Annotated in this window: 21 protein-coding genes and 2 pseudogenes; 11 read left to right on the top strand and 12 right to left on the bottom strand. The window is 64.6% G+C overall.

Annotated features, from left to right (window positions below):
• Nucleotides 1–224: 224 nt before the first annotated feature.
• From ACI2KK_RS27770 to ACI2KK_RS27760, 3 genes and pseudogenes are all read right to left on the bottom strand, one after another.
• Nucleotides 225–929 (bottom strand): methyl-accepting chemotaxis protein, encoded by a 705-nt coding sequence (locus ACI2KK_RS27770; RefSeq protein ID WP_369992142.1) that lies wholly within the window; start codon nucleotides 927–929, stop codon nucleotides 225–227.
• A gap of 228 nt (nucleotides 930–1157) precedes the next feature.
• Nucleotides 1158–1268: pseudogene (locus ACI2KK_RS27765) on the bottom strand (hypothetical protein); the annotation flags it as partial.
• Nucleotides 1269–2080: 812 nt separating this feature from the next.
• Nucleotides 2081–3844: an ABC transporter transmembrane domain-containing protein gene (locus ACI2KK_RS27760; protein ID WP_404671468.1), complete on the bottom strand. Its 1764-nt coding sequence runs from the start codon at nucleotides 3842–3844 to the stop codon at nucleotides 2081–2083.
• A 243-nt stretch (nucleotides 3845–4087) separates the two neighbouring features.
• Here ACI2KK_RS27760 and ACI2KK_RS27755 point away from each other — a divergent pair, with 243 nt between their 5' ends.
• Nucleotides 4088–4267, top strand: coding sequence for a PA1571 family protein (locus ACI2KK_RS27755; RefSeq protein ID WP_404671466.1), 180 nt, complete (start codon nucleotides 4088–4090; stop codon nucleotides 4265–4267).
• Between the two features lie 441 nt (nucleotides 4268–4708).
• Here ACI2KK_RS27755 and pdxB read toward each other — a convergent pair whose 3' ends face one another.
• Genes pdxB through rlmM form a run of 3 tightly spaced genes read right to left on the bottom strand, consistent with a single transcriptional unit; the run spans nucleotide 4709 to nucleotide 7250 of the window.
• Nucleotides 4709–5851, bottom strand: a complete 1143-nt coding sequence (pdxB, locus tag ACI2KK_RS27750) for a 4-phosphoerythronate dehydrogenase PdxB (protein ID WP_404671465.1) — start codon at nucleotides 5849–5851, stop codon at nucleotides 4709–4711.
• Nucleotides 5852–5898: 47 nt separating this feature from the next.
• Entirely contained in the window at nucleotides 5899–6141 is a 243-nt protein-coding gene (gene tusA / locus ACI2KK_RS27745) for a sulfurtransferase TusA (RefSeq protein ID WP_217842539.1), read from the bottom strand.
• A gap of 44 nt (nucleotides 6142–6185) precedes the next feature.
• Entirely contained in the window at nucleotides 6186–7250 is a 1065-nt protein-coding gene (rlmM, locus tag ACI2KK_RS27740) for a 23S rRNA (cytidine(2498)-2'-O)-methyltransferase RlmM (RefSeq protein WP_404671464.1), read from the bottom strand.
• A 217-nt stretch (nucleotides 7251–7467) separates the two neighbouring features.
• Between rlmM and acnA the strand changes: the two genes are divergently transcribed.
• The 3 genes from acnA (at nucleotide 7468) to ACI2KK_RS27725 (ending at nucleotide 12843) form a co-directional block, all read left to right on the top strand.
• Nucleotides 7468–10209, top strand: coding sequence for an aconitate hydratase AcnA (gene acnA / locus ACI2KK_RS27735; protein WP_404671463.1), 2742 nt, complete (start codon nucleotides 7468–7470; stop codon nucleotides 10207–10209).
• A gap of 93 nt (nucleotides 10210–10302) precedes the next feature.
• Nucleotides 10303–11079 (top strand): lysostaphin resistance A-like protein, encoded by a 777-nt coding sequence (locus ACI2KK_RS27730; RefSeq protein WP_404671462.1) that lies wholly within the window; start codon nucleotides 10303–10305, stop codon nucleotides 11077–11079.
• A 198-nt stretch (nucleotides 11080–11277) separates the two neighbouring features.
• Nucleotides 11278–12843 (top strand): methyl-accepting chemotaxis protein, encoded by a 1566-nt coding sequence (locus ACI2KK_RS27725; RefSeq protein ID WP_404671461.1) that lies wholly within the window; start codon nucleotides 11278–11280, stop codon nucleotides 12841–12843.
• An 85-nt stretch (nucleotides 12844–12928) separates the two neighbouring features.
• Here ACI2KK_RS27725 and ACI2KK_RS27720 read toward each other — a convergent pair whose 3' ends face one another.
• From ACI2KK_RS27720 to ACI2KK_RS27705, 4 genes are all read right to left on the bottom strand, one after another.
• Nucleotides 12929–13813, bottom strand: coding sequence for a pseudouridine synthase (locus ACI2KK_RS27720; RefSeq protein ID WP_404671467.1), 885 nt, complete (start codon nucleotides 13811–13813; stop codon nucleotides 12929–12931).
• A 49-nt stretch (nucleotides 13814–13862) separates the two neighbouring features.
• Nucleotides 13863–14171: a transcriptional regulator gene (locus tag ACI2KK_RS27715; RefSeq protein ID WP_217842533.1), complete on the bottom strand. Its 309-nt coding sequence runs from the start codon at nucleotides 14169–14171 to the stop codon at nucleotides 13863–13865.
• Between the two features lie 67 nt (nucleotides 14172–14238).
• The gene (locus tag ACI2KK_RS27710) at nucleotides 14239–14475 is read right to left on the bottom strand and encodes a glutaredoxin family protein (RefSeq protein ID WP_404671460.1); all 237 of its coding nucleotides are present in this window, start codon (nucleotides 14473–14475) and stop codon (nucleotides 14239–14241) included.
• A gap of 66 nt (nucleotides 14476–14541) precedes the next feature.
• A complete protein-coding gene (locus ACI2KK_RS27705; protein ID WP_404671459.1) occupies nucleotides 14542–15750 on the bottom strand; it encodes an ammonium transporter in 1209 nt (402 codons plus the stop codon).
• A 298-nt stretch (nucleotides 15751–16048) separates the two neighbouring features.
• On the opposite strand from ACI2KK_RS27705, the gene ACI2KK_RS27700 reads away from it, so the two are divergent.
• The 4 genes from ACI2KK_RS27700 to ACI2KK_RS27685 all read left to right on the top strand — a co-directional run bounded on the left by ACI2KK_RS27700 (nucleotide 16049) and on the right by ACI2KK_RS27685 (nucleotide 18474).
• The gene (locus tag ACI2KK_RS27700; protein ID WP_217842530.1) at nucleotides 16049–16360 is read left to right on the top strand and encodes a YqjD family protein; all 312 of its coding nucleotides are present in this window, start codon (nucleotides 16049–16051) and stop codon (nucleotides 16358–16360) included.
• A gap of 9 nt (nucleotides 16361–16369) precedes the next feature.
• Nucleotides 16370–16744 carry a phage holin family protein gene (locus ACI2KK_RS27695; RefSeq protein WP_404671458.1) on the top strand — a complete coding sequence of 125 codons (375 nt, stop codon included), beginning with the start codon at nucleotides 16370–16372 and terminating at the stop codon, nucleotides 16742–16744.
• The gene (locus tag ACI2KK_RS27690; protein WP_404671457.1) at nucleotides 16741–17070 is read left to right on the top strand and encodes a hypothetical protein; all 330 of its coding nucleotides are present in this window, start codon (nucleotides 16741–16743) and stop codon (nucleotides 17068–17070) included. The genes ACI2KK_RS27695 and ACI2KK_RS27690 overlap by 4 nt, the downstream gene beginning before the upstream one ends.
• A 72-nt stretch (nucleotides 17071–17142) precedes the next feature.
• Nucleotides 17143–18474: a deoxyguanosinetriphosphate triphosphohydrolase gene (locus ACI2KK_RS27685; protein ID WP_404671456.1), complete on the top strand. Its 1332-nt coding sequence runs from the start codon at nucleotides 17143–17145 to the stop codon at nucleotides 18472–18474.
• Here ACI2KK_RS27685 and ACI2KK_RS27680 read toward each other — a convergent pair.
• Nucleotides 18461–18520, bottom strand: a pseudogene (locus ACI2KK_RS27680) (hypothetical protein); the annotation flags it as partial. The gene ACI2KK_RS27685 and the pseudogene ACI2KK_RS27680 sit on opposite strands and share 14 nt — an antisense overlap.
• 228 nt (nucleotides 18521–18748) lie before the next feature.
• Here ACI2KK_RS27680 and ACI2KK_RS27675 point away from each other — a divergent pair.
• Nucleotides 18749–19369, top strand: coding sequence for a response regulator transcription factor (locus ACI2KK_RS27675; protein WP_217842526.1), 621 nt, complete (start codon nucleotides 18749–18751; stop codon nucleotides 19367–19369).
• Nucleotides 19370–19373: 4 nt separating this feature from the next.
• Nucleotides 19374–22991, top strand: a complete 3618-nt coding sequence (locus ACI2KK_RS27670; protein ID WP_404671455.1) for an ATP-binding protein — start codon at nucleotides 19374–19376, stop codon at nucleotides 22989–22991.
• 34 nt (nucleotides 22992–23025) lie between these two features.
• On the opposite strand, the gene ACI2KK_RS27665 is transcribed toward ACI2KK_RS27670, so the two are convergent.
• Complete coding sequence (locus ACI2KK_RS27665) at nucleotides 23026–23370, bottom strand: YggL family protein (RefSeq protein WP_404671454.1); 345 nt, start codon at nucleotides 23368–23370, stop codon at nucleotides 23026–23028.
• A gap of 186 nt (nucleotides 23371–23556) precedes the next feature.
• Between ACI2KK_RS27665 and dacB the strand changes: the two genes are divergently transcribed.
• Entirely contained in the window at nucleotides 23557–25020 is a 1464-nt protein-coding gene (gene dacB / locus ACI2KK_RS27660) for a D-alanyl-D-alanine carboxypeptidase/D-alanyl-D-alanine-endopeptidase (RefSeq protein WP_404671453.1), read from the top strand.
• The last annotated feature ends 194 nt before the right edge of the window (nucleotides 25021–25214 follow it).

The raw sequence follows: 25214 nt of genomic DNA, 5'->3' as shown, positions 1-25214 counted from the left end.
ATCGGGCCAGGGACGGCCCGTCGGCGCGTACCCCCGGAGCAAGCCCGGAGTGAGGGAACCCCGGAGCGCAGCGCAGGGGCCGGATGAATGGAGCGAGCATTTTTTGCTTACTTTTTGATGCTTCAAAAAGTGAGCCGCCGTAAGGGCGGAAAGGTGAATCAGCGTCAATACAAATAATGAATGCGCATATATCTTTCAAAACCAACTAACCAACTAACAGACATTCAAGCACTCAACCGAGCCGTCACTTCCCCCAACTGCCCCGACAACCCATGCAACCGCTGCCCCGCCTGCTCGGTATGCTGCACCGCCTGCTGGTTGGCCGTGGCAATCCGGGTAATCTCGATCAGGTTCCGCGAAATGTCCTCAGCCACACTGGTCTGCTCTTCCGCCGCTGTGGCAATTTGCCGGTTCATGTCGCGAATCGCCTCCACAGCGGTGGTGATGCGCTGCAGCATCTGCCCCGCCTGCTGCACCTGCTCGGCCCCCTCCTCGCTGCGCTGCTGGCCACTCTCGATGGCCTTGACCGCCTCCACCGCCCCCGACTGCACCGCCTCGATGATCTGGTGAATCTCGGCAATCGACGCCGCCGTGCGCTGGGCCAGGCTGCGCACCTCGTCAGCCACCACCGCAAAGCCACGCCCGGCCTCGCCGGCCCGCGCCGCCTCGATGGCCGCGTTCAGTGCCAGCAGGTTGGTTTGCTCGGCAATGCCGCGGATCACTTCCAGCACTTTGCCGATCCGCGTGCTGTCGCTCTCCAGGTGGCGAATCACCGCTGCAGTGCCGGCAATTTCGCGGTTGACCACACCGATGATGTCGATGGTCTGCTGCATCACCTGCTCGCCGGCCTGGGCGCTGTGGTCGGCGTCATCCGCTGCCCGCGCCGCCTCGGCAGCATGGCGTGCGACCTCTTGTGCGGTGGCCGACATCTCGTGCATGGCCGTGGCCACCTGGTCGGTACGCTGGAACTGGTCGTGGGTACCGTTGGCCATATCGCCGGCGATGCTGCGCAGCTGGCCGCTGGCGTTTTCCAGCTCCTCTGCGTTGTCCTTGAGCCGGCCGACGGTGTCAGCCAAAAAGTCGCGCAAGGTGTTGGCGGCCAACGCCAGGCGCCCCAGTTCGTCCTCGCGGCGGCTGTCGACACGCGCAGCGAAACGCCCCTGGCTGAGCTGGGCCACATAGTCGATCAACTGACGGATAGGCTCCACCAGGCTGCGGTTCACCAGCCATAGGCTGAACAGCCCCACCAGCAAGGCAGACCCCAGCATCACCAGCACACCCAGCCACACCGTGCGCTCGGCGTTGGCGCTGATGTCTGCGGCGCGGCCACGGGCATCGGCACGCAACTGCTCCACCAGTGCGCTCATCTGCTCGCTGGCAGCGCGGTCCACACCCTTGACTGCAGCATCCCCCGCCACCGGGTCACCACCGGCGGCAACGAATGCCTGGCGCCCACGCTCGTAGGCCACACCCAGTTGCCGGTGGCTGTCGCGCAGTTGCTCCAGCGGCGCCTTCATCGCCGGGCTGCTGTTGTCGGCCAGTTGCCCCAGCAACTGCTGCACCTGCTGTTCACGGGCCTGGAACTGCTGCCAGTACTTGTCCAAATCGGCCGGTTGGCGGCCGCGCAGCAGCACGTTCTTCCACTCCTGCACCTGGATCTTGAACTGCAGGTTGGCCTCGTCGATCAGCTGCGAAGCGCGCAGCGGCCCATCCACCAGCTCGGCATAACCACGCACGCTGGAAGACAGGAACTGGAAGCACACCAGGGCGATCAGCAACATCGCCGCCAGGCTGCCGCCCAGCAGGGTGAGAATTTGCACGCGGAGGGATTTACGCAACATTGCAGGTCTCGGAACAAGGAATTAAGGGAACGACGCGCCGAGGCAGCGCCGACTAAGACATCCTTGTCCTCGTTCGCAGGCCAAAAAAAAGCTGCCATCGTTCGAAGGCAGCCAGGTCGAGCACATACGCAACAGCTGAGGCAGATACTCTCAGGCAATTGCTACAGAATTGTTACAGATTGAAGGCAATCTGCCCCTGCCGACGGCGCCGTAGCTGCCGCCACCAGGGGTGAAACCATTCAGGCGATATCACTGTTGAACTGCAACGCCGCCAGCCGCGCGTACAGCGGGCTTTCTTCGATCAGCTGACGGTGCGTGCCCACCGCCACCAACCGCCCCTGGTCGATCACCGCGATGCGATCGGCATGCTGCACCGTGGCCAGGCGGTGGGCGATCACCAAGGTGGTGCGCCCGGCCATCAGTTGCGGCAGCGCCTGCTGGATCAGGTGCTCGCTTTGCGCATCCAGCGCACTGGTGGCCTCGTCCAGCAGCAAGATCGGCGCGTCCACCAACAACGCCCGGGCAATCGCCAGGCGCTGGCGCTGGCCACCGGACAGCCCTACCCCACCCTCGCCCAGCGGCGTCTGGTAACCCTGGGGCAACTGCGCGATGAACTCATGGGCATGCGCGCTGCGCGCGGCGGCCTCGACCTCCGCCAGGCTCGCCTCGGGGCGGCCGTAGCGGATATTGGCCTCGACCGTGCCGCGAAACAGCGCCGGCTGCTGGGCCACCAGGGCGAACTGCGCACGCAGCGCTGCCGGTGACAATTCGCTGATCACCTGGCCATCGAGCAGGATGCTGCCCGACTGCGGGTCGTAAAAGCGCAACAACAGGTCGAACAGGGTCGACTTGCCGGCCCCTGAGGGCCCCACCAGGGCCACCGTCTGGCCAGGCTGCACCAGCAGGCTCAAGCCATCGATGGCCGCCGCCCCAGGCCGCGACGGGTAGGCAAAGCGCACATCGCGCAGCTCGATCTCGCCACCGGCACGGACCATGGCCGAAGGCGTGGCCGGCGCCAGGATATCGCTCTGCGCCGCCAGCAGTTCAGCGATGCGTTCGGCGGCGCCAGCGGCGCGTTGCAGCTCACCGATCACCTCGCTGAGGGTGCCGAAAGCGCTGCCGACGATCAGGCTGTAGAACACGAATGCCGCAAGCTCGCCCCCGGAAATTCGCCCGGCGATCACATCGGTGCCGCCCACCCAAAGCATTACCGCCACCGCCCCCAGTACCAGCACGATCACCAGGGTGATCAGCCAGGCGCGCTGGGTGATGCGCCGCCGCGCCACGGCGAACGCAGCCTCCACGGTATCGGCAAAAAACAGGCGGTCGCGTGCTTCGTGATTGTAGGCCTGCACGGTCTTGATCTGGCCCAGGGTCTCGGCCACGTAGCTGCCCACATCGGCTACCCGGTCCTGGCTTTGCCGCGACAGGCTGCGCGCCCGCCGACCAAACAGCAGGATCGGCGCCAGCACCAGCGGCAGGGCCAGCACCACGATGGCGGTCAGCTTGGGGTTGGTTACAAACAGCAGGATCACCCCACCGATCACCATCAGCGCATTGCGCAGGAACATCGACAGCGACGAGCCGATCACCGACTGCAGCAGCGTGGTGTCGGCGGTCAGCCGCGACTGGATCTCCGAGCTGCGGTTATCCTCGAAAAACCCCGGGTGCAAGCCCAACAGGTGGTCGAATACCGCGCGGCGTATATCGGCCACGCAACGCTCACCGATCCACGACACCAGGTAAAAGCGCGCGAAGGTGCCCACTGCCAGCGCCAGCACCAGCAACATGAACAAGCCAATGGTCTGGTTGAGCTGGTGCACCGAGCCGGTCATGAAACCCTGGTCGACCAGCAGGCGGATGCCCTGGCCCATGGACAGCGTGATCGCGGCGGTCACCACCAGCGCCAGCAAGGCCAACAGGGCCTGGCGACGATACGGGCGGATGAACTGCCAACTCAGACGCAGGGCGCGGCGTTGGCGAGGGGAAACCGGGTCGGGCATGGTGGCGGGCATCTGACGGGGAACGGGCACCCAGCCTACCACTGGTCGCCCCTGGCGGAACCTGCGCACAACGGTGAACGTCGCATCAAGGGACTGCCGCGCCAGCGCTGGCACCTATGCTCATTCGTTCTAATGGGCCGCTGGAGCTTTGCCGCGCTTTCTGGTGGACTGTATTGGCCACGGCCCGCCAGGGAGCTGTCACAGGCCAGTCATGGCGCCGCAGTACCCTTGAGCTTGAACCTGATGAGGAGACAGGACATGAGCTTGCAACACAGCAACGACACCACCCAGCGCCCGCAACCCCAGGTGTGCGGTTCGATCATCGACGCCCAGGGGCGCGAAGTGCCGATCACCGAGCAGATGATCCAGAAAGCCTGCAAAGAGCTCGAAGCGAGCCGGGTGAAGAAAGTCCAGAAGGGCTGAACACAGAATGCCTTGCGACCCGGCGCTTGCGCCGGGTTTTTATTTGCCCGGGTTTTGTGGGTATCAGGCTAACCCTGTATGGGCTTTGTGGACATCAGGCTAACCCTGTAGGAGATCACCCAGCCCTTCGGGCTGCGCTGTCGCGCAGAGAACTGGGCACGAGCCCGCCGCGGTACGTGTGGGAGCGGGCTTGCCGGAGTGCCGGACCACCGCGAAGCAGGCGACGCGGTGTCTGGCACCGGCTTCGCCGGTGTTCGCGGGCAAGCCCGCTCCCACAGCCCCCTGCTAAATCAATGAGTTGTAGTTTGTTCTATGAGAGCCGGCTTGCCGGCGATGAGGCCCGCTGCCCCAGCGCAAAAGTGGCCGGCTAGCTCGTTTGCAGGCCTGGCCCTATCGCCGGCAAGCCGGCTCCTACAGGTACAGCGCCTGACGGCTGTGTGCTCAGGCCAATACCGCCCCCAGGGCACTCACCACCTGCGCCAGCTGCGGCGCTTCGCCGCGCAGGCGCACGGCAAGCCCTTCGATTTCACGGCGTACCGGGTAATGCTTGCGCAACTGGTCGAACGCCGCACGTTGCTCGGTCGGGTCATCGCTCAAGCTGCGGCGAAAATCGGCATCGTCACGGCGCGGGTCGTACACCGCCCGACACAGGGTGGCCAGCGCCCAGGCTGGGTCGGCCTCGGCGTGCAGTTCGATCTGCGCCAGCGCCGGGGCCGGCAGCAGGTCGGCCAGTTGCACGGTGGCCGGCCGGCCCAGCACCCGGCACAGCGCCTGATAGATCTGCGCGGTACCGCGCTGCTTGCCATCCAGGCTGTAGCCGGCGATATGCGGGGTAGCCAGGGTGCACAGGTCGGCCAGGTGCAGGTCCACCTGCGGCTCGCCCTCCCACACATCCAGCACCGCGTGTACATCGTCACGGGCCAGCAACAGCGCGCGCAGCGCGGCGTTGTCCACCACCGGGCCACGGCTGGCGTTGACCAGCCATGCCCCACTGCGCAGGCGCGCCAGGCGCTGGGCATCGAGCAGATGCCAGGTGGGGTGTTCACCACCGCGCTGCAGCGGGGTGTGCAGGCTGATCACGTCGCATTGCTCAAGCAGCGTGTCGAGGCTGACGAAATCGCCGCCTTCGGCCGCCTGGCGCACCGGATCGCATACCAGCACCTTCCAGCCCAGACCGTGCAGCACCCGCACCAGGCGCCCGCCCACCTCGCCGGCACCGACCACGCCATACACCTTGCGGCTCAGGTCGGCGCCTTCAAGTTCAGCCAGGGTCAGCAGGCTGCCCAGCACGTAGTCGACCACGCCACGGGCATTGCAGCCGGGGGCGCTGCTCCACTGGATGCGCGCCTGGGCAAAGTAGTCGAGGTCGAGGTGGTCGGTGCCGATGGTGCAGGTGCCGACAAAACGCACCCGGCTGCCTTGCAGCAGCTGCCGGTCCACGCGGGTCACCGAACGCACCAGCAGCACGTCGGCGTCCTTCACGCAGGCGGCGTCGATGGCCCGGCCGGGGTAGCGGCGCACTTCACCGAACCCGGCGAAGAAGGCATCGAGCAGCGGGATATTCTCGTCGGCAACTATCAGCATGGCGCTCTCCTGTCTGGGGAGCGCAGTGTAGCGCGATCGCCGGCGGCTCAGTCGGCCTTCTTGCGGATCCAGTACAGGTAGGTGCCGGCCTCTTCCTGCTGGCCGAGCAGCTCGTGGCCAAGGAAGATGCAGAACTTGGGGATGTCGCGGCGGGTCGAGGGGTCGGTGGCGATCACCTTGAGCACGCCGCCTGCGCTCAGCTCGCGCACGTGCTTGTGCAGCATCATCACCGGCTCCGGGCAGTTCAGGCCGGTAGCGTCGAGGATCGCGTCGTGGGTGAAATCGGTCATGGGGGCTCCGCTGGGTTCGGGGTTCATTGTGGGGGCGATCAGCCTCAACGCGGTTTCAAGTCAAGCCGGCGCAGGTGGCAGGTGACTTCCTCGCGGTCGTGGTACAGCTGCTTGCAGGCAATCGACACCTTCACCTTGCGCGCCTTGAAGCCTTCTTCCATACGGTCAAGCAGCTTGCGTACCTCGGCGTGGCGCTGCTTCATCGGCAGCTTGAGGTTGACCACCGCCTCGCGGCACAGCCCCTCGCCCAGCCAGGTGTCGATCAGCGACGCAGTGCGCGCGGGCTTTTCGACGATGTCGCAGACCATCCAGTCCACGGTCTGCCTGGGCTTCCAGGTGAACCCGTCGGCCATCAGGTGGGTGACCAGGCCGGTGTCCATCAGGCTCTCGGCCATCGGGCCGTTGTCGATGGCGGTGACCAGCATGCCGCGCTTGACCAGTTGGTAGGTCCAGCCGCCAGGGGAGGCACCCAGATCGACCCCAGTCATGTCATCGTTCAGCCGCTGCTCCCACTGCTCGCGCGGGATGAACTGGTGCCAGGCTTCTTCCAGTTTGAGCGTGGAACGGCTGGGCGCCTCACGGGGGAATTTCAGGCGCGGGATACCCATGGGCCACAGCGCCGAATTGTCCGCCTCGGCAACGCCGACGAACACCCGGCGGCCACTGATGAAGGTCAGCAGCAGGCGCGGGCGGCGGGTGTCATCCACCAGCCGGCCGGCCTTTTCCAGCGCCTTGCGCAGCGGTACTTCGAACTTGCGGCAGAAGGTCGACAGCTCCTTGCCTTCGTTGCTGTCGAGCACCTCCAGCCACAGGCTGCCAAACACCGGCAGCTCGGCCAGGTGCTCCAGCAGCACACTGATGCGGTCGGTTTCCGGCAGCTCCACATAACTGCCGCGGGCCCACTGGCGCGGGAAGATCAGCTGGGCGAAGCGCCGCTCATGCATCAGCCGTTCGGCGCCATCAGGTTCGCTGCAGACGAATTCGGCGCAGGCACTCTGCGGCTTGCCCTTGGCATAACCGGGCACCCCCAGAATGGCGGCATGTTCGCTGATTTCGGCGCAGACCTCGCCCTCGAAGCCGGGCCGGCAATGCATGAACAGGGTATTCATTTTTCACTCCACATCACTGGCGCAGACGGCGCCAGGGCCGCGAATGATAAAGGAAGATCGGAACCTGCGACACGCCCCACCGGTCCAGAAAAGGGTCAGGCCCGGTAAACGGGGCTAACCTGACCGTTCAACCAGGTCCGTGCCGTGCGGGCCGATTCGAAGCGGTGGCACCGGCCAACCAGTAATCCCCGGGCCACCGGAGCACAAGGAGTTGTTCATGCCCTCGCTCGATAGCCTGAAAACCCTCAAGACCCTCCAGGTGGCAGGCCACACCTACCACTACTTCAGCCTCACCGAGGCGGCCGGCAAGCTGGGCGACCTGCAGCGCCTGCCCATGTCGCTGAAGGTGCTGCTGGAAAACCTGCTGCGCTGGGAAGACGGCAAGACCGTCAGCGGAGACGACTTGCGCGCCCTGGCCGCCTGGCTGGGCGAGCGGCGCTCGGACCGCGAGATCCAGTATCGCCCGGCGCGGGTGCTGATGCAGGACTTTACCGGCGTGCCGGCGGTGGTCGACCTGGCCGCCATGCGCGCGGCCATGCAAAAGGCCGGCGGTGACCCGCAACGGATCAACCCGTTGTCGCCGGTGGACCTGGTGATCGACCACTCGGTGATGGTCGACCGCTACGGCACCGCCCAGGCGTTCGGCCAGAACGTCGACATCGAGATGCAACGCAACGGCGAGCGCTACGCCTTCCTGCGCTGGGGTCAGAGCGCGTTCGACAACTTCCGCGTGGTACCGCCGGGCACCGGCATCTGCCACCAGGTCAACCTCGAATACCTCGGCCGCACGGTATGGACCCGCGACGAAGATGGCCGCACCTACGCCTTCCCCGACACCCTGGTGGGCACCGACTCGCACACCACCATGATCAATGGCCTGGGCGTGCTTGGCTGGGGCGTGGGCGGCATCGAGGCCGAGGCGGCCATGCTCGGCCAGCCGGTGTCGATGCTGATCCCCGAGGTGATCGGCTTCAAGCTCACCGGCAAGCTGCGCGAGGGCATCACCGCCACCGACCTGGTGCTGACCGTGACGCAGATGCTGCGCAAGAAGGGCGTGGTGGGCAAGTTCGTCGAGTTCTACGGTGACGGCCTGGCCGACCTGCCGCTGGCCGACCGCGCCACCATCGCCAACATGGCCCCGGAATACGGCGCCACCTGTGGCTTCTTCCCGGTGGACGCGGTGACCCTCGATTACCTGCGCCTGTCTGGCCGGCCCGATGAGACCGTGCAACTGGTCGAGGCCTACTGCAAGAAGCAGGGGCTGTGGCGCCTGCCCGGCCAGGAGCCGCTGTTCAGCGACAGCCTGGCACTGGACATGGCCGAGGTCGAGGCCAGCCTGGCCGGGCCCAAGCGGCCCCAGGATCGGGTCGCCCTGGGCCAGGTCAGCCAGGCCTTCGATCACTTCATCGAGCTGCAACCCAAACCCCTGGCCAAGGAAGTCGGCCGCCTGGAAAGCGAAGGCGGCGGTGGTGTGGCGGTGGGCAATGCCGACCAGGCCGGCGAGATCGACTACAGCCACGCAGGCCAGAGCCACACCCTGCGTGACGGTGCGGTGGTGATCGCCGCCATCACCTCGTGCACCAACACCTCCAACCCCAGCGTGATGATGGCCGCCGGGCTGGTGGCAAAAAAGGCCGTGGAAAAGGGCCTGCAGCGCAAGCCCTGGGTGAAGAGCTCGCTGGCGCCGGGCTCGAAGGTGGTCACCGAGTACTTCCAGGCGGCGGGCCTCACGCCCTACCTCGACCAGCTCGGCTTCGACCTGGTGGGCTACGGCTGCACCACCTGCATCGGCAACTCCGGCCCGCTGGACGAAGCCATCGAAAAAGCCATCGCCAATGCCGACCTCACCGTCGCCTCGGTGCTGTCGGGCAACCGCAATTTCGAGGGCCGGGTGCACCCGCTGGTGAAAACCAACTGGCTGGCCTCGCCGCCGTTGGTGGTGGCCTATGCCCTGGCCGGGACCGTGCGCACGAACCTCGCAACCGATGCGCTGGGCACCGGCAAGGACGGCCAGCCTGTGTACCTGCGCGACATCTGGCCCAGCCAGCAGGAAATCGCTGAAGCCGTGGCCAAGGTCGACACCGGCATGTTCCACAAGGAATATGCCGAGGTGTTCGCAGGCGACGCCCAATGGCAGGCCATCGAAGTGCCGCAGGCGGCCACCTACGTGTGGCAGGACGACTCCACCTACATCCAGCACCCGCCATTCTTCGACGACATCGCCGGGCCCCTGCCGCAAATTCGCGACATCCAGGGGGCGCAGGTTCTCGCGCTGCTGGGCGACTCGGTGACCACCGACCACATCTCCCCCGCCGGCAACATCAAGGCCGACAGCCCGGCCGGGCGCTACCTGCGTGCAAAGGGCGTAGAGCCGCGCGACTTCAACTCTTACGGCTCGCGGCGCGGCAACCACGAAGTGATGATGCGCGGCACTTTTGCCAACATCCGCATCCGCAACGAAATGCTCGGCGGCGAAGAAGGCGGCAACACCCTGCACATCCCCAGCGGCGAGAAGCTGTCGATCTATGACGCGGCCATGCGCTACCAGCAGGAAGGCACGCCGCTGGTGGTGATCGCCGGCCAGGAATACGGCACCGGGTCCAGCCGTGACTGGGCCGCCAAGGGCACCAACCTGCTGGGTGTGAAGGCGGTGCTGGCCGAGAGCTTCGAGCGCATCCACCGCTCCAACCTGGTGGGCATGGGCGTGTTGCCGCTGCAGTTCAAGGCCGGTGACGACCGCAAGCGCCTTGGCCTGACCGGCAAGGAGCGCATTGACGTGCTGGGGCTGTCCGCCGGGCAAATCCACCCGGGCATGAACCTGACCCTGGGCATCACCCGCGAAGATGGCAGCCGGCAACAGGTCGAAGTACTGTGCCGCATCGATACCCTCAACGAGGTGGAGTACTTCAAGTCGGGGGGAATCTTGCACTATGTACTTCGGCAACTGATCGCCGCCTAATACGCCTCCTGCGGTTCGCATGGCGAACCTTCCGGGTTGCCGGGGCGATGTCGAGCGCATCGCTTCGCCCAGGCCCCAGCAAAAGGAGCCGTCATGCCCGTGCCGTACTGGATAGCCCTGTTTCTGTTTACCCTTGGCTACGCCCTGGCACTCAAGCACGGTGAGATAGGCCTGGGCGCCCTGCCCGTGCTGCTTGCGCTCTGCGGTTCTGCAATGCTGGCCCGACGCGCCGTGCGGTGGCAAAAGACGCTGGGCCACAGCGTATTCCTGGTAGTCGCCCTAGGCTTGGCCCTGCACTGGCTGCCCGATTTCCATAGCGCCAAGGTCATCGACAATGTGGTGCTCAGTCGCGGCGCGACGCCGTATTCCATGAGCCTGAACCTGGACAAGCCGCTGATCGGCCTGTGGATTCTGCTGGCCTGCCCCTGGCTGATCATGCTGCGCCCGCGTGGCATGCTGCTGAGCCTTGCCGTGCTGCGTCCCCTCATCCTGATCGCCTGCCTGGGCAGTGCCTGGATACTGGGGCTGGTGGCCTGGGCACCGAACTGGCCGGATGTGGCGTGGATGTGGCTGGCAAACAACCTGCTGCTGGTCAGCCTGACCGAAGAATTGCTGTTTCGCGGCTACATCCAGGGCGGGCTGGAACGTCTGTTCAAGCATGAAGGCCTGGCGCTGGGTGTCGCGTCCGTGCTGTTCGGCCTGGCACACCTGCACCTTGGCTGGCAGTGGTTCTACCTGGCGACCCTGGCGGGGGTGGGCTACGGCCTGGCCTACCGCCATGGCGGGCTGCTGGTGGCGGTGTGGTGCCACGTGTTCGTCAACCTGGTGCATTTCACCTTGTTCACCTACCCGATGCTGGCCCCGGCCTGAACATTCGGTCATGATCCGACCTGTCATGATTCATAAAAAAAATTGCAATATTGGCAGCAACTTGCAGCAAACAGTGGCGTTCATCTAGCGCAGGCAGGATGATGGCACTTTGCTCCAGATCAATGCCGGTCAAATATTCATTCAACAAAACCAGAGGCTTGCCGATACCCGTCGAAAGCCTTGCGGATTGAACAGCCAATGCGTAACAACCAGCCGATTACCCAGAGAGAACGGACTTTCCCTGCCCAGCAGCGGTTGATCTCCACCACCAACGCCAAAGGCGTGATCACTTACTGCAACGATGCCTTCATCGAGATCAGCGGGTTCTCCCGCGAGGAACTCACGGGCGCGCCGCACAACCTGGTGCGTCACCCCGACGTGCCCGCAGCCGTGTTCGCCCACATGTGGCAGACCCTCAAGCAGGGCCTGCCGTGGATGGGCATCGTCAAGAACCGCTGCAAGTCGGGTGACCATTACTGGGTGAACGCCTACGTCACCCCGGTGTTCGACAACAATCAGGTGGTCGGCTACGAGTCGGTGCGGGTCAAACCCACCGCCGAGCAGATCCGCCGCGCCGAAGGCCTGTACCAGCGCATCAACCAGGGCAAGCCGGCGGTGCCGCGCCGCGACAAGTGGCTGCCGGTGCTGCAGGACTGGCTGCCGTTCATTCTCATCAGCCAGGTCGGTTTCCTGATCGGCAACTGGCTCGGCCATTCCTGGGGCTTCGCCCTGGCTGCCGGTTTGTCCGTACCGCTGGGCCTGCTTGGCCTGGGCTGGCAGCAACGCGGCCTCAAGCGCCTGCTGCGCCTGGCCGAACAGACCACCTCCGACCCGCTGATCGCGCAGATGTACACCGACAGCCGCGGAGTGCAGGCACGCCTGGAAATGGCCATGCTCAGCCAGGATGCGCGTATGAAGACCTGCCTGACCCGCCTGCAGGACAGCGCCGAGCAGCTCAGCGACCAGGCCCGCCAGTCCGACACCCTCGCCCACCAGAGTTCCTCGGGCCTGGAGCGCCAGCGCGTGGAAACCGAGCAAGTGGCTGCGGCCGTCAACCAGATGGCCGCCACCACGCAGGAAGTGGCCAACCATGTGCAGCGCACCGCCGATGCCACCCAGGAAGCCAACCGCCTGACCAGCCAGGGCCGCAACATCGCCGGCGAAACCCGCGATGCCATCGAGCGCCTGTCGGCGGCGGTGGGTGAAACCGGCCTGACCGTCACCCAGCTGGCCAAGGACAGCGACGAGATTGGCGGCGTGGTCGATGTGATCAAGGGCATTGCCGACCAGACCAACCTGCTGGCGCTCAACGCCGCCATCGAAGCGGCCCGCGCCGGCGAGATGGGCCGCGGCTTTGCCGTGGTGGCCGACGAGGTGCGCCAGTTGGCGCAGCGCACCGCCGAGTCCACCGGGCAAATCCACAACCTGATCGCCAAGCTGCAGCAAACCGCCAACAACGCGGTGCAGACCATGGAAACCGGCCATCGCCAGGCCCAGGAAGGCGTGGAACGGGTGATGGAGGCCGACCAGGCGCTGGTGGGCATCAGCGAGGCGGTGGCCAACATCACCGACATGGCCACCCAGATTGCCGCTGCCACCGAAGAGCAGACTGCCGTGGCCGAGGAAATCAGCCGCAACATCGCCACCATCGCCGACCTGGCCGACCAGACCGCAGGCCAGGCCCAGCGCTCGGCGCTGCTCAGCGAAGAGCTGACCAGCACTGCCGGCACGCAGTACTCGCTGGTGGAGCGCTTCAACCGCTGATACGCCATCGCCGGCAAGCCGGCTCCTACAGGATCACATTCCCTGTAGGAGCCGGCTTGCCGGCGATGTGGCCGCTACAGGTTGCCTACCAGTCCAGGGTCAACCGACTCTCGAAATACCGCTCCTGCCCCGTCAGCGGGTCGTCGAACCGCAGGCTCTGCGCCAGCAACTTCAACGGCCGCGCATAATCGTCCTGCTCATCCACAAGCTCGGGGTAGAACGGGTCGTTGCAGATCCCCGCCCCCAGTGCTGTCATATGCACTCGCAGCTGGTGCGTCTTGCCGGTCACCGGCGATAAACCGTAGCGCCACAAGTCACCGTTCTTTTCCAGCACGCAGGCATGGGTTTCGCTGTTGTCGGCCCCCTCTACCTCATGCATACGGAAAAACGGCTCGCCATGCACCAGGCGACTGCGGTGCACCAACGGGAAGGCGTGCTGGGGCATGGCTGCGGCGATGGCCTGGTAGTGTTTGTCGATGCGCCGCTCGGGGAACAGCCGCTGGTAGGCGCCGCGGGTTGCGGGGTTGGCCGAGAACAGCACCAGCCCGGCAGTGTGCCGGTCGATGCGATGCAGAGGTACCAGGTGCGGGTTGTCCAGGCGGCGGATCAGGCGGCGCAGCAGGGTGTGCTCGACGTACTCGCCAGTCGGTGTCACCGGCAGAAAATGCGGTTTATCGGCCACCACCAGATGCTCGTCCACATGCAGGATGGCTTCCTCCATCGGGATCGGCTTTTCATTGGGTACTTCGCGAAAATAATGCAAGCGCATACCCGGGCGGTAAGCCAGCTCAGCGGCTATCGCCTGCCCCTGGGCATCGAGCACCCGGCCCCGGGCAAAGCGGTCGAGCCACACCTCACGGCCAATGGCCTTGAAGTGGTCGCACAGGCAGTCGAGCACCGTGCGCCACTGGCCAGGCGGCAGGCATACGGTACTGGCTTGCTGGCGGGCGGGGTCGAAGGGCGTGGTCATCATCAGGCTCGGCGGGGGTGGCCGGGCATTATCCCCTGTCTGGCGCGCCTCAACCAGCCTCGCCGGCCGGTTCGCAACGCGCCTTGAGCCAGCGCAGCACTTGCACCGCATCCCAACGGGCGGGATCGAACAGGGCGTAGCTCAGGCCCTGGTAGCCGACCACATCCAGCGGGCGATGAAAGCCGGCACGCTGGAACAGCGCCTCGATCTCAGCGAAGCAGGTATTGAAATGCACCTTGCCAAAGGGCGTTTGCTCGTCGGTGACGATGCCGTCGAGGCGCAGTTCCAGCACGGCGTCGCACACACGCTCCGGGGCCATGTGGTTGATGCTGTACTTGAGTTGCTCGACATTGAGCATGGCTTCACCTCGATACTGTATTTATATACAGCATACGGAGCGAGCCCCGCCTGCGTCAATGCGCGGCTCAACCGAGAAAGGCCACCACCTGCTCGGCATCGAACGGCCAATGCAGCTCGGCGCCGCTGTCGCAGCGGCGCAGTACCGGGATGATCAGGCCGTAGCGCTCGAACAGCGCTTCGTCTTCGGCAATGTCGACCAGCTCGACCAACAGGCCATGGTCGACGAACGGCATGAGCACGGCCTCGGCCACTTCGCACAGATGGCACCCGAGGGTACCGAACAACTGGCATTCAGGGAGCATGGGCAAACCCGAAATCGCATGATGAAAGATGCTTATTCTAGGTCTGCCCCGCCCATCGTGCCTAGATCAATCCTGGCTGGTGGCACCGATGCGGTGCAACGACAGGTCGGCACCCTGGAACTCCTGTTCGTGGCTCAGGCGCAGGCCGTGTACCGCGCGGATCAGGCCATACACAGCAAAACCGCCGGCCAGCGCCACCAGCACACCCGCCAGGCTACCCAGCAACTGGCTGGCCAGGCTGACGCCACCCAGGCCACCCAGCGCCGTCTGGCCGAATACGCCACAGGCAATGCCACCCCACACCCCGCACAGGCCGTGCAACGGCCATACGCCAAGCACATCGTCGATCTTCCAGCGGTTCTGCGCGGCGGTGAAGCACCAGACGAACAACCCGCCAGCCACCAGCCCGGTGGCCAGCGCCCCGATCGGGTGCATCAGGTCGGAACCTGCGCAGATCGCCACCAACCCGGCCAGCGGGCCGTTGTGCAAGAAGCCCGGGTCGTTGCGCCCGGCCCACAGCGCCGACAAGGTGCCACCCACCATCGCCATCAACGAATTGATCGCCACCAGCCCGCTGACGCCCTGCAGCGTTTGCGCGCTCATCACGTTGAAGCCGAACCAACCGATGATCAGGATCCACGACCCCAGGGCCAGGAACGGGATGCTCGACGGCGCAAAGGCCACCAGCCGGCCTTCACGATAGCGCCCGCGCCGGGCGCCCAGCAGCAGCACCGCCGCCAGCGCCAGCCAGCCGCCCATGGCATGCACCACCACGGAGCCTGCAAAGTCATGGAACGGCGCACCGAAGCGCGCCTGCAACCAGGCCTGCACGCCGAAGTTGCCGTTCCACACCACGCCCTCGAAGAACGGGTAGATGAACGCCACGATCAGCGCCGTGGCGCACAGCTGCGGGGCAAACCGCGCACGCTCGGCGATGCCGCCGGAGATGATCGCCGGAATGGCCGCCGCGAAGGTCAGCAGAAAGAAGCACTTCACCAGCGCATAGCCGTGGTCGGTGGCAAGCTCGGCGGCAGGCTGGAAAAAACTCACGCCGTAGGCGATCCAGTAGCCGATGAAGAAGTACACCAGCGCCGAGATGGCGAAATCGCTGAGGATCTTCGACAGGGCATTGACCTGGTTCTTGTGGCGCACGGTGCCGACTTCCAGGAACGCGAAGCCGGCGTGCATGGCCAGGACCAGGATGGCCCCCATGAGGATGAACAGGGTATTGGAGCCGTGGACCAGGGAGTCCATCGCGCTGTGCATGTTTTCCATGAAGTGGCAGACCTGCAAAAAGGCACCATGACAGTTCAAGTACCGGCATCCCTGCACCGAATCGGTGCCAGGCCCCTGCCCCGTTTCGGTGAGCGGGTCGGTGCCTACGTGGTTTTTTCTTGGGTTTGTCGTGGATTGGGTTAAGGTTTATCGGTATTTGCCCGGGCCACGCACGCTTTCGGCGCGCCCGCGGGTGCTACGCCTCAAGCCGTAGCAAAGGCTGTACCAGCACATCGTGCTGAACCTTCGGCCTGCCCGATCACTCGAAATAGCCACACACATTCACAGGGAGAGGCCCATGGCCAGCAAATCGGCAAAAACTGCACAGGACATCTTGATGGCTGACTTCCAGGCCTTGGTCCGCGACACCGAAAAACTGCTCGCCGACACCGCCAACCTGGCAGGCGACCAGGCGGACGAGCTGCGTGAGCAGATCCACGACCGCCTCACCCAGGCCCGCGAAACCCTGCAACTGACCCAGGACTCGGTGCGCCAGCGCGGCCAGGCCGCCCTCGGCAGCGCCGAACAGTACGTGCAGGAAAACCCCTGGCAGGCCATCGGCATTGCTGCTGGCGTCGGCCTGTTGATCGGCCTGCTGGCCAAGCGCTGAGGAGTGCCCATGGACAACGACGCCATCGGCGCCGGCGCTTCCGGCAGGCGGCTGGGCGCGGCTGTGCTGGGCCTGCTGCACAGCCACATCGAGCTGTTCGGCATCGAGCTGCAGGAGCAGAAAGCCCGCACCCTGAGCCTGCTGCTGTTCGCAGGCCTGGCCCTGGTGTTCGCCCTGCTGCTGCTGACCGCGCTGTCGGGGTTGGTGCTGGTGCTGCTGTGGGACAGCTATCGCCTGGCCGGCATCATCGGCCTGTGCCTGTTCTACAGCTGCGCCGCGCTGTACTGCGGGCTGAAACTCAAGGCAGCGGTGTTCGATGAATCCTCGCCATTTTCTGCCACGCTCGAAGAGCTGGCCAAGGACAGGGAGCGCCTGCTGCCATGAGCCTGCCGGAACTACCCGATACGCGAAACCCGCGGGAGCTGCGCAAGGCGTTGCTGCGCCTGCGCATGGAAATGCACCGCCAGCAGATCCGCCACGAGTCCGGGCAGGTGCTCGCACCGCTGCACCGCCTGCGCGGCATGGGCAGTACGTTCGGCGAGGGCATGGGGGTCAAGCACGGCTCGCTGTGGGGCTTGGGCGCCGTGGTGGCGCTGGGCTTTCTCACCGGCAAGGGCGTGCGCAGCGGCAACCTGGCCCGGCTTCTGCGCCTGGGCACGCGCCTGGTGCCGCTGGTCCGCCTGTTCATGGGGGCCGAGCGTCGCCCGTAAGCGCCAGGCGCGCCTTGCAAGGGCGCGCCACTCGCGGGAAGCTATGCCGACCCACACGACGGAGACCGCGCCTTGGAATGGCACACCCTGCTGACCCGCGAACGCCTGGGCAAGGCCCTGTACAGCCCTGAGGAACTGGGCCGCAGCCCCTTCCACAAGGACCACGACCGCATCATCTTCTCCGGTGCCTTCCGCCGCCTGGGGCGCAAGACCCAGGTGCACCCGGTCACCAGCAACGACCACATCCACACCCGCCTGACCCACTCGCTGGAAGTCAGTTGCGTGGGGCGCTCGCTGGGTATGCGCGTGGGCGAGACGCTGCGCGGCGCCCTGCCCGACTGGTGCGAGCCCAGTGACCTGGGCATGATCGTGCAGTCGGCGTGCCTGGCCCATGACATCGGCAATCCGCCGTTCGGGCATTCCGGCGAGGATGCCATCCGCCACTGGTTCCAGCAGGCCGCCGGGCGCGGCTGGCTGGACGACATGAGCGACGACCAGCGCGCCGACTTTCTCAATTTCGAAGGCAATGCCCAGGGCTTTCGCGTGCTCACGCAACTGGAGTACCACCAGTTCGACGGCGGCACCCGCCTGACCTACGCCACCCTGGGTGCTTACCTCAAGTACCCCTGGACCTCCCGCCACGCCGATGCGCTGGGCTATAAGAAGCACAAGTTCGGCTGCTACCAGAGCGAACTGCCGCTGCTCGAGCAGATCGCCACCAAGCTGGGCATACCTCAACTTGAGCACCAGCGCTGGGCGCGCCACCCGTTGGTGTACCTGATGGAGGCCGCCGACGACATCTGTTATGCCCTCATCGACCTGGAAGATGGCCTGGAGATGGACCTGCTGCAGTACGCCGAAGTCGAGGCGCTGCTGCTGGACCTGGTGGGTGACGACCTGCCGGAAACCTACCGCCAGCTCGGTGCGCGCGACTCGCGCCGACGCAAGCTGGCGATCCTGCGTGGCAAGGCCATCGAGCACCTGACCAACGCCGCTGCCCTGGCCTTCGTCGAACAGCAGGATGCGCTGCTGGCCGGCCGGCTACCGGGCGACCTGGTCGAACACATGCACGGCCCGGCGCAACGTTGTGTGCTGCAAGCCAAGGACATGGCGCGCAAGAAGATCTTCCAGGACAAGCGCAAGACCCTGCACGAGATCGGCGCCTACACCACGCTGGAAATCCTCCTCAACACCTTCTGCGGTGCCGCGCTCGAGCAGCACGGCGGGCGTACGCCGTCATTCAAGAGCCGCCGCGTACTGGACCTGATCGGCAACAACGCGCCCGACCCGAACGGCTCGCTGCACGCGGCGTTCCTGCGCATGATCGACTTCATCGCCGGCATGACCGACAGCTATGCCAGTGAAATGGCCAGCGAGATGACCGGGCGCTCCAGCCCGACATGAAGGTCACGGCGGTGACAGCGATATTCGCTGTCACCGCCGCCAGCATGTAAGAAACTTCTTACTCAAAAAAAATATATTAAACACCCACAGAAAAATTCGACAATAGCCCCAATAAAACTCATACCCACAGCTGAATACTCCGATTATTTGTAGCACGCACTCTCACTTCGTGTAAGGCATTTCCCATATACGGGATTTAGCCGACGCTCAACTGCCCGCCGACTTTCAACTGAGCTAATGTGCCCCCTGCTCTCGCTACGATGGAATGTTGCACATGCACTCAGTATTTATCGTCGACGATCATCCCGTTATCCGCCTGGCCATCCGGATGTTGCTGGAAAACCAGACTTATCAGGTAATTGGTGAATCGGACAACGGTGTCGACGCCATGCAGATGATTCGCGAAACCCGCCCTGACCTGGTCATTCTCGACATCAGCCTGCCCAAACTGGACGGCCTGGAAATGCTTTCGCGTCTCCAGGCCATGGCCATCCCCCTCAAAGTGCTGGTACTCACCGCACAATCGCCCGCACTATTTGCCATCCGCTGCATGCACTTGGGCGCTGCAGGCTATGTCTGCAAACAGGAAGACCTGTGCGAACTACTCAGTGCCATCAAGGCAGTACTTTCCGGCTATAACTATTTCCCCAGCCAGGTACTCAAGCCTGTCACGGACGAACACAGCCACGAGCTCGAACTGTTCCGCCAGGTCAACGACCGCGAATTGATGGTACTGCAACTATTTGCCCAGGGCCGCAGCAACAAGGATATCGCCCGGGGCATGTTTCTCAGTAACAAGACCGTCAGTACCTATAAAAAGCGCCTGATGCAGAAATTGCGCGCCGGCACGCTGGTGGAACTGATCGATGTCGCCAAACGCAACGCACTGGTCTGACTCGATGACCCTACGGCATCTCGCCTGCTTGCTGCTGTGCCTGAGCCTGGGCCATAGCGCCCGGGCTGCCACCACAGTCATCGATGAAGGCAAGCCCTACTCCCTGCTGAGCCGCTCGAAACCGGTGACAGTCACACCCGCCTTCAGCGCCACCCAACGGCAGTGGCTCGCCAGCCACCATGAACTGGTTCTGGGCACCTCGGCCCCGGACTACCCACCATTCGACATCACCACAGGCGGGCGCGAATACCAGGGCCTGACAGCCGACTACGCCGGCCTGTTGGGCGGCGCACTGGGCCTGCCGGTAAGGGTTCAGCGCTTCCCCAGCCGGCCTGCGGCAGTCGCCGCCCTGCAAAGCGGCCATATCGACCTGCTCGGCAGTGCCAACGGCTATGAAGCAGTCACCCCGGGGCTGATGCTGTCGCGCCCCTATGCCATCGACCAACCCGTGCTGGTCACCCGCGAGGATGAAACCCGGGCGCTGAACACCGGCCTTGAGGGCATGCGCCTGAGCATGCTGTACCACTACCTGCCCCTTGGGGAAATTCATGCCAGCTACCCCGGTGCCGAGCTGCTGACCTTCGAGTCATCCACACAAGCACTCAATGCCGTGGCATTCGAGCAGGCCGACGTGTTCATCGGCGACACCATCTCCACCCACTACCTGATCAGCCAGGGCCACCTGCCGCGCTTGCGCATGGCCAACTTCGGCAAGCACGAAATGGTCGGCTTCAGCTTCGCCCTGCGCCAAGACCAGCAGGTACTGCTTTCGCTGGTCAACCTGGCCCTCGATGCCCAGCCCGCCACCACCCGCAACGATATCTTCAAGCGCTGGAGCGCCAGCAGCGGCAGCCTGCTGACTGACCGCAAGCTGCAATTGACGGCGCGCGAGGAAGGCTGGTTGCGTGAGCACCCGCAAATGCGTGTGGTGGTCAACGACACCGCCGCGCCATTGACCTTCTTCGACAGCAACGGGCGCCTGCGCGGGATCGTCGCCGACCTGCTGGAGGTGATTCGCCTGCGTACCGGCCTGCGCTTCGACATCCGTCGCGCCAGCGGCGAGGGCGACATGATCGACCAGCTCGCCGCCGGCCGCGCCGACATCATTGCCACCCTGTCCACCGATACCCGCAGCGCCGCCGCTCTGCAGGTCAGCCGGCCCTACCTGGAAAGCGCCTATGTGCTGGTCAGCCGCATTGGCAACGAGCAACCCAGCAACCTCGACGAGCTGGCCGGCAAACGGGTCGCCGTGCCACGCGACAGCAGCGTGGCCGCCCTGCTGGCCAGCCACTACCCGCACATCCACCAGGTGGCGACCGAGAGCACCTACTACTCCATGGCCCTGCTCGCCAGCAATGCCGTGGACGCCGCCGTGGCAACGCTCATCGACGCCAACCACATGCTGGCCAGCGATGCCCGCCTGGTGATCCGCAGTACCGTCGGCACAGAACCTGCCACCTTCTCCATGGCCACCAGCCCGCAGGCGCGTGAACTGGCATCGATACTCGACAAGGCGCTGTTGAGCGTTTCACCCGAGGAACTGGGGGTAATCAACAGCCGCTGGCGTGACCACGAGGTGCTCGACGACACCTACTGGCGCAACTACAGGCGCATCATCTTGCAGGTGGTCGCAGTGATCGCCGTGCTGCTGGTGCTGGCACTGGCCTGGAATGCCCACCTGCGTCGCCAGATCAAGCAGCGCCAGTTGGCCGAACGCGCGTTGAACGACCAGCTGGAATTCATGGGTGCCCTGCTCAACGGTACGCCCCATCCGATGTACGTGCGTGATCGCGAGGGGCGCTTGAAGAGCTGCAACGACAGCTACCTGCAGGCAGTCGGTGCCAGCCGTGAACGGCTCATCGGCAAGCGCCTGCAGGACACCCGTTTCAGCCAGTGCCAATATGTGCAGCAGATCCAGGACGACTACCAACGGGTGATGGACGAGGGCCGCCCGCTGATCCTCGACCGACCGCTCAAACTGAAGAACAGGGAGTTGATGATTTACCACTGGATCCTGCCCTACCGCGACTCGCTGGGGGAAATGCAGGGCATCATCGGCGGTTGGGTCGATATCAGCGAGCGTCGGGCGCTGGTCCAGGACCTGCGCCTGGCCAAACAGCAGGCCGATGACGCCAACCGCGCCAAAAGCACCTTCCTGGCCACCATCAGCCACGAAATCCGCACCCCCATGAATGCCCTGATCGGCATGCTCGAGCTTGCCCTGCGCAGTGCCGATCAGGGGCAACCGGACCGCCCCGCGCTGGAAGTCGCCCATCATTCGGCCAAGGACCTGCTGGCCCTGATCGGCGACATCCTGGATATCGCCCGCATCGAGTCCGGGCACCTGTCGCTGGCGCCCGAACCGGTCGACCTTGCCGCCCTGATCGAATCCGTAGGCCGCGTATTCGATGGCCTGGCACGGCACAAGGGTGTGTCCCTCAACATAGTGATTGCCGAAGAGGCCCGCTGCCATGCGCTGCTCGATCCGCTGCGGTTCAAGCAGGTGCTGTCGAACCTGGTCAGCAATGCCATCAAATTCACCGAGCAGGGCCAGGTGCGCATTGCTGCCAAATTGCTGTTAGACGGCGACCCGGCTGCCACCACCCTTGAACTGGAAGTACGTGACAGTGGCATCGGTATCCATGAACACGACCTCAAGCGCCTGTTCACCCCGTTCGTACAGGCCAACCCCGCCAGTGACGGCGCCCGGGCAGGCAGTGGCCTGGGCCTGGTGATCAGCCGCAACCTGTGCGCGATGATGGGGGGCGAGATGACCCTGCAGAGCCTGCAAGGCGTGGGTACCCGGGTACGGCTGGTGATGCCGCTGCAGTGTGTCGTGCCGGCCATCGACCCGCCCGCCACTGCGGCCGAGATTAAGCGCCCCAACGGCAACCTCCAGGTGCTGGTGATCGACGACCACCCTGCCAACCTGCAATTGATAACCCGTCAGCTCGCTTACCTGGGGGTACGCCAAGACAGCGCCAGCGATGGCCGCGAAGGGCTGCGCAAATGGCGCCAGGGTCGTTTCGATGTGCTGATCGTCGACTGCAACATGCCACAGCTCAATGGTTACGAGTTGGCCAGAAGCGTGCGCCATGAAGAACATCTGCATGGCCGAACACCCTGTGTGATGCTTGGCTACACCGCCAACGCCCAGCCTGAGGTGCGCCAACAGTGCCTGGACGCGGGAATGAACGATTGCCTGTTGAAGCCCATCGGCCTGGAGTTGCTTGGCCAATGCCTGACAGCCCTGGGCCAGAAGGGGCCAGCTGGCAGCCCGCGCCCGCCTTGTTACAACCTCAAAAGTCTGCGCGCCATCGCCGGTAACAATGCCAACGACCGCAAGCGCTTGCTCGACACCCTGCAGATGAGCCTGCGCCAGGACCTGGACATTCTCATGGCCATCGACCCGCACCAGGCAGGCGAAGCCCTGGCCGCGCAGGCACACAAGATCCTCAGCGCCGCGCGGATGCTGGAAGCGAAAGCATTGATTGCGGCCTGCGAGGCGTTGCAGCAGGCGGGGTTGCCGGTCAGCGCTGCGAAAGCTCGCCGCCAGGCACTGGCACGGCACATGCGCCGTGTGGAGAATGCCCTGGCCAGGCACCTGGCCGAGGGCAACTGACACGGCACGCTGCAAGGGCGTGCCGGCAGGTGTATCAGGAAGCCGGGTTGATCGGCTTCTCTGGGTACCAGGCGTCCAGCAGCGGGCTGACTTCGATGTTGGTCAGTTCGCTGCGGCCTTTGAGCCAGGCTTCAACGGTGGCGCGCTGCTCTTCGCTGACCGAGCCGCGGTTGGCCAGGCAAACCAGGCCGAAGTCGTCGCCGCCGACGTAGTCCAGGCCGTTGGCATCCATGGCATCAGCCAGGAAGGCGTCGAGGAAGGCATCGATGGCTTCATCGGACAGGTCTTCCTTGAAGCCCAGGTTCAGTTCGAAACCCAGCTCCTGGAATTCGTCCACGCACAGTTTTTTGCGCAGGCGACGGGAACGGTTGGTAGCCATGAAACAATCCTCTCAAGTATTTACGGGCGGCACTTTACCAGTTTCCGCGCTACAAGGGCGCATTTCCATCGAACAAGGCCCATGTACGCTGCGCTTGGGGCATAATGCCCACTATATTTCGACCTGGGGCCACCATTTCTTACAGCCCCGTTACCCTTTTCCCTCGCCTGCAGGGTATTCATATTTATGATCAAGACGCTTCGCCCACTGCTGCTCGCCGGCCTGTTCCTGCCCTTCTCTCTCACCAGCCAGGCCGCCGCCGTCAACACCAGCCTGCCGCCCAAGGTGCAGCAGGCCCTGACCAAGAACAAACTGCAGGACACCGCACTGTCGCTGGTGATGCTGCCCCTCGATGGCCCCGGCAATGCCACGGTGTTCAACGCCGATGTGTCGGTGAACCCGGCCTCGACCATGAAGCTGGTCACCACCTACGCCGCGCTGGAGTTGCTGGGCCCGACCTTCCAGTGGAAGACCGAGTTCTACACCGACGGTACGCTGAGCAACGGTGTGCTCAACGGCAACCTGTACCTCAAGGGCGGCGGCGACCCCAAGCTGAACATGGAAAAGCTCTGGCTGCTGATGCGTGATTTGCGCGCCAACGGCGTACGCACGGTAACCGGCGACCTGGTGCTGGACCGCAGCCACTTCGTGCAGCCCAACCTGCCGCAGTTCGATGACGATGGCGGCGACGAGAACAAACCCTTCCTGGTCAAGCCCGACTCGCTGCTGGTCAACCTCAAGGCCTTGCGCTTCGTCGCCCGCAACGACGGCGGCAAGGTGGTGGTGTCGGTCGAGCCGCCGATCGCCAGCATCCGCATTGACAACCAGGTCAAGGCGGTGGCCGGCAAGCAGTGCGCGGGCGACGTGCGCTACAACCCGGTGCAACAGGCCGACGGCATCAGCGTGACGGTCAGCGGCCAGCTCGGTGAGGGCTGCAACTCGCAGACCTACCTGTCGCTGCTCGACCACCAGACCTACGCGGCCGGTGCCGTGCGCGCGATCTGGAACGAGCTGGGTGGCAGCATCCAGGGGCGTGACCGCATCGAGGACGTGCCGAAGTCGGCGCGCCTGCTGGCCCGCGCCTTCTCCCCGGACCTGGTGGAGGTGATTCGCGACATCAACAAGTACAGCAACAACACCATGGCCCAGCAGCTGTTCCTGAGCATTGGTGCGCAGTTCCGCACCGATGCCGACGGCGATGACGCCCGTGCTGCCCAGCGCGTTGTGCGCCAGTGGCTGGCGAAAAAGGGCATCACCGCGCCGCACCTGGTGATGGAGAATGGCTCGGGGCTGTCCCGTGCCGAGCGGGTCAGCACCCGGGAAATGGCAGCGCTGCTGCAGGCGGCGTGGAAGAGCCCGTATGCCGCCGAGTTCATCAGCTCGATGCCGCTGGTGGGTATGGACGGGACCATGCGCAAGCGCCTCAAACGCACGGCCATGACCGGCGAGGGGCACATCAAGACCGGTACGCTCAATACCGTGCGGGCGATTGCCGGCTTCAGCCGGGACAGTAACGGGCATACCTGGGCGGTGGCGGCCATTCTCAATGACCCCAAGCCTTGGGGGGCTTCGCAGGTACTGGATCAGGTGTTGCTGGATCTTTATCGGCAGCCGAAGTTGAGTGGTGGGACGGCTGGGATTGAGCCTTGATCTGATTTTTGGTTCGGGTTCGGGTTCGGGTTCGGGTTCGGGTTCGGGTTTTTAGGGTGATTGCTTTGGTAGATGTATGCGCATTCGTGGACAATATGCGCTTTTCGTCACCTTTCCGCCCTTACGGCGGGTTACTTTTTTTCTTGGAAAAAAGTAACCAAAAACCGCCTGCTCCCATCATCCGGCCCCCTACG

It is taken from the genome of Pseudomonas sp. NPDC089406, assembly GCF_044900265.1.
In the GTDB taxonomy this organism is placed as follows: Bacteria; Pseudomonadota; Gammaproteobacteria; order Pseudomonadales; family Pseudomonadaceae; genus Aquipseudomonas; species Aquipseudomonas fakonensis.
Note: the sequence above shows the minus strand (reverse complement) of the source record. Positions and strands in the feature narration are given on the sequence as shown.

What these genes read in the sequence shown, in the direction of transcription:
- ACI2KK_RS27705 (WP_404671459.1), bottom strand. Translation starts at nt 15,750, where the DNA reads ATGGAAAACATGCACAGCGCGATGGACTCCCTGGTCCACGGCTCCAAT.
- ACI2KK_RS27695 (WP_404671458.1), top strand. Translation starts at nt 16,370, where the DNA reads ATGGACAACGACGCCATCGGCGCCGGCGCTTCCGGCAGGCGGCTGGGC.
- ACI2KK_RS27675 (WP_217842526.1), top strand. Translation starts at nt 18,749, where the DNA reads ATGCACTCAGTATTTATCGTCGACGATCATCCCGTTATCCGCCTGGCC.
- ACI2KK_RS27700 (WP_217842530.1), top strand. Translation starts at nt 16,049, where the DNA reads ATGGCCAGCAAATCGGCAAAAACTGCACAGGACATCTTGATGGCTGAC.
- ACI2KK_RS27770 (WP_369992142.1), bottom strand. Translation starts at nt 929, where the DNA reads ATGTCGGCCACCGCACAAGAGGTCGCACGCCATGCTGCCGAGGCGGCG.
- ACI2KK_RS27720 (WP_404671467.1), bottom strand. Translation starts at nt 13,813, where the DNA reads ATGACCACGCCCTTCGACCCCGCCCGCCAGCAAGCCAGTACCGTATGC.
- acnA (WP_404671463.1), top strand. Translation starts at nt 7,468, where the DNA reads ATGCCCTCGCTCGATAGCCTGAAAACCCTCAAGACCCTCCAGGTGGCA.
- ACI2KK_RS27710 (WP_404671460.1), bottom strand. Translation starts at nt 14,475, where the DNA reads ATGCTCCCTGAATGCCAGTTGTTCGGTACCCTCGGGTGCCATCTGTGC.
- ACI2KK_RS27725 (WP_404671461.1), top strand. Translation starts at nt 11,278, where the DNA reads ATGCGTAACAACCAGCCGATTACCCAGAGAGAACGGACTTTCCCTGCC.
- ACI2KK_RS27715 (WP_217842533.1), bottom strand. Translation starts at nt 14,171, where the DNA reads ATGCTCAATGTCGAGCAACTCAAGTACAGCATCAACCACATGGCCCCG.
- rlmM (WP_404671464.1), bottom strand. Translation starts at nt 7,250, where the DNA reads ATGAATACCCTGTTCATGCATTGCCGGCCCGGCTTCGAGGGCGAGGTC.
- tusA (WP_217842539.1), bottom strand. Translation starts at nt 6,141, where the DNA reads ATGACCGATTTCACCCACGACGCGATCCTCGACGCTACCGGCCTGAAC.
- ACI2KK_RS27690 (WP_404671457.1), top strand. Translation starts at nt 16,741, where the DNA reads ATGAGCCTGCCGGAACTACCCGATACGCGAAACCCGCGGGAGCTGCGC.
- ACI2KK_RS27760 (WP_404671468.1), bottom strand. Translation starts at nt 3,844, where the DNA reads ATGCCCGACCCGGTTTCCCCTCGCCAACGCCGCGCCCTGCGTCTGAGT.
- pdxB (WP_404671465.1), bottom strand. Translation starts at nt 5,851, where the DNA reads ATGCTGATAGTTGCCGACGAGAATATCCCGCTGCTCGATGCCTTCTTC.
- ACI2KK_RS27670 (WP_404671455.1), top strand. Translation starts at nt 19,374, where the DNA reads ATGACCCTACGGCATCTCGCCTGCTTGCTGCTGTGCCTGAGCCTGGGC.
- ACI2KK_RS27755 (WP_404671466.1), top strand. Translation starts at nt 4,088, where the DNA reads ATGAGGAGACAGGACATGAGCTTGCAACACAGCAACGACACCACCCAG.
- ACI2KK_RS27730 (WP_404671462.1), top strand. Translation starts at nt 10,303, where the DNA reads ATGCCCGTGCCGTACTGGATAGCCCTGTTTCTGTTTACCCTTGGCTAC.
- dacB (WP_404671453.1), top strand. Translation starts at nt 23,557, where the DNA reads ATGATCAAGACGCTTCGCCCACTGCTGCTCGCCGGCCTGTTCCTGCCC.
- ACI2KK_RS27665 (WP_404671454.1), bottom strand. Translation starts at nt 23,370, where the DNA reads ATGGCTACCAACCGTTCCCGTCGCCTGCGCAAAAAACTGTGCGTGGAC.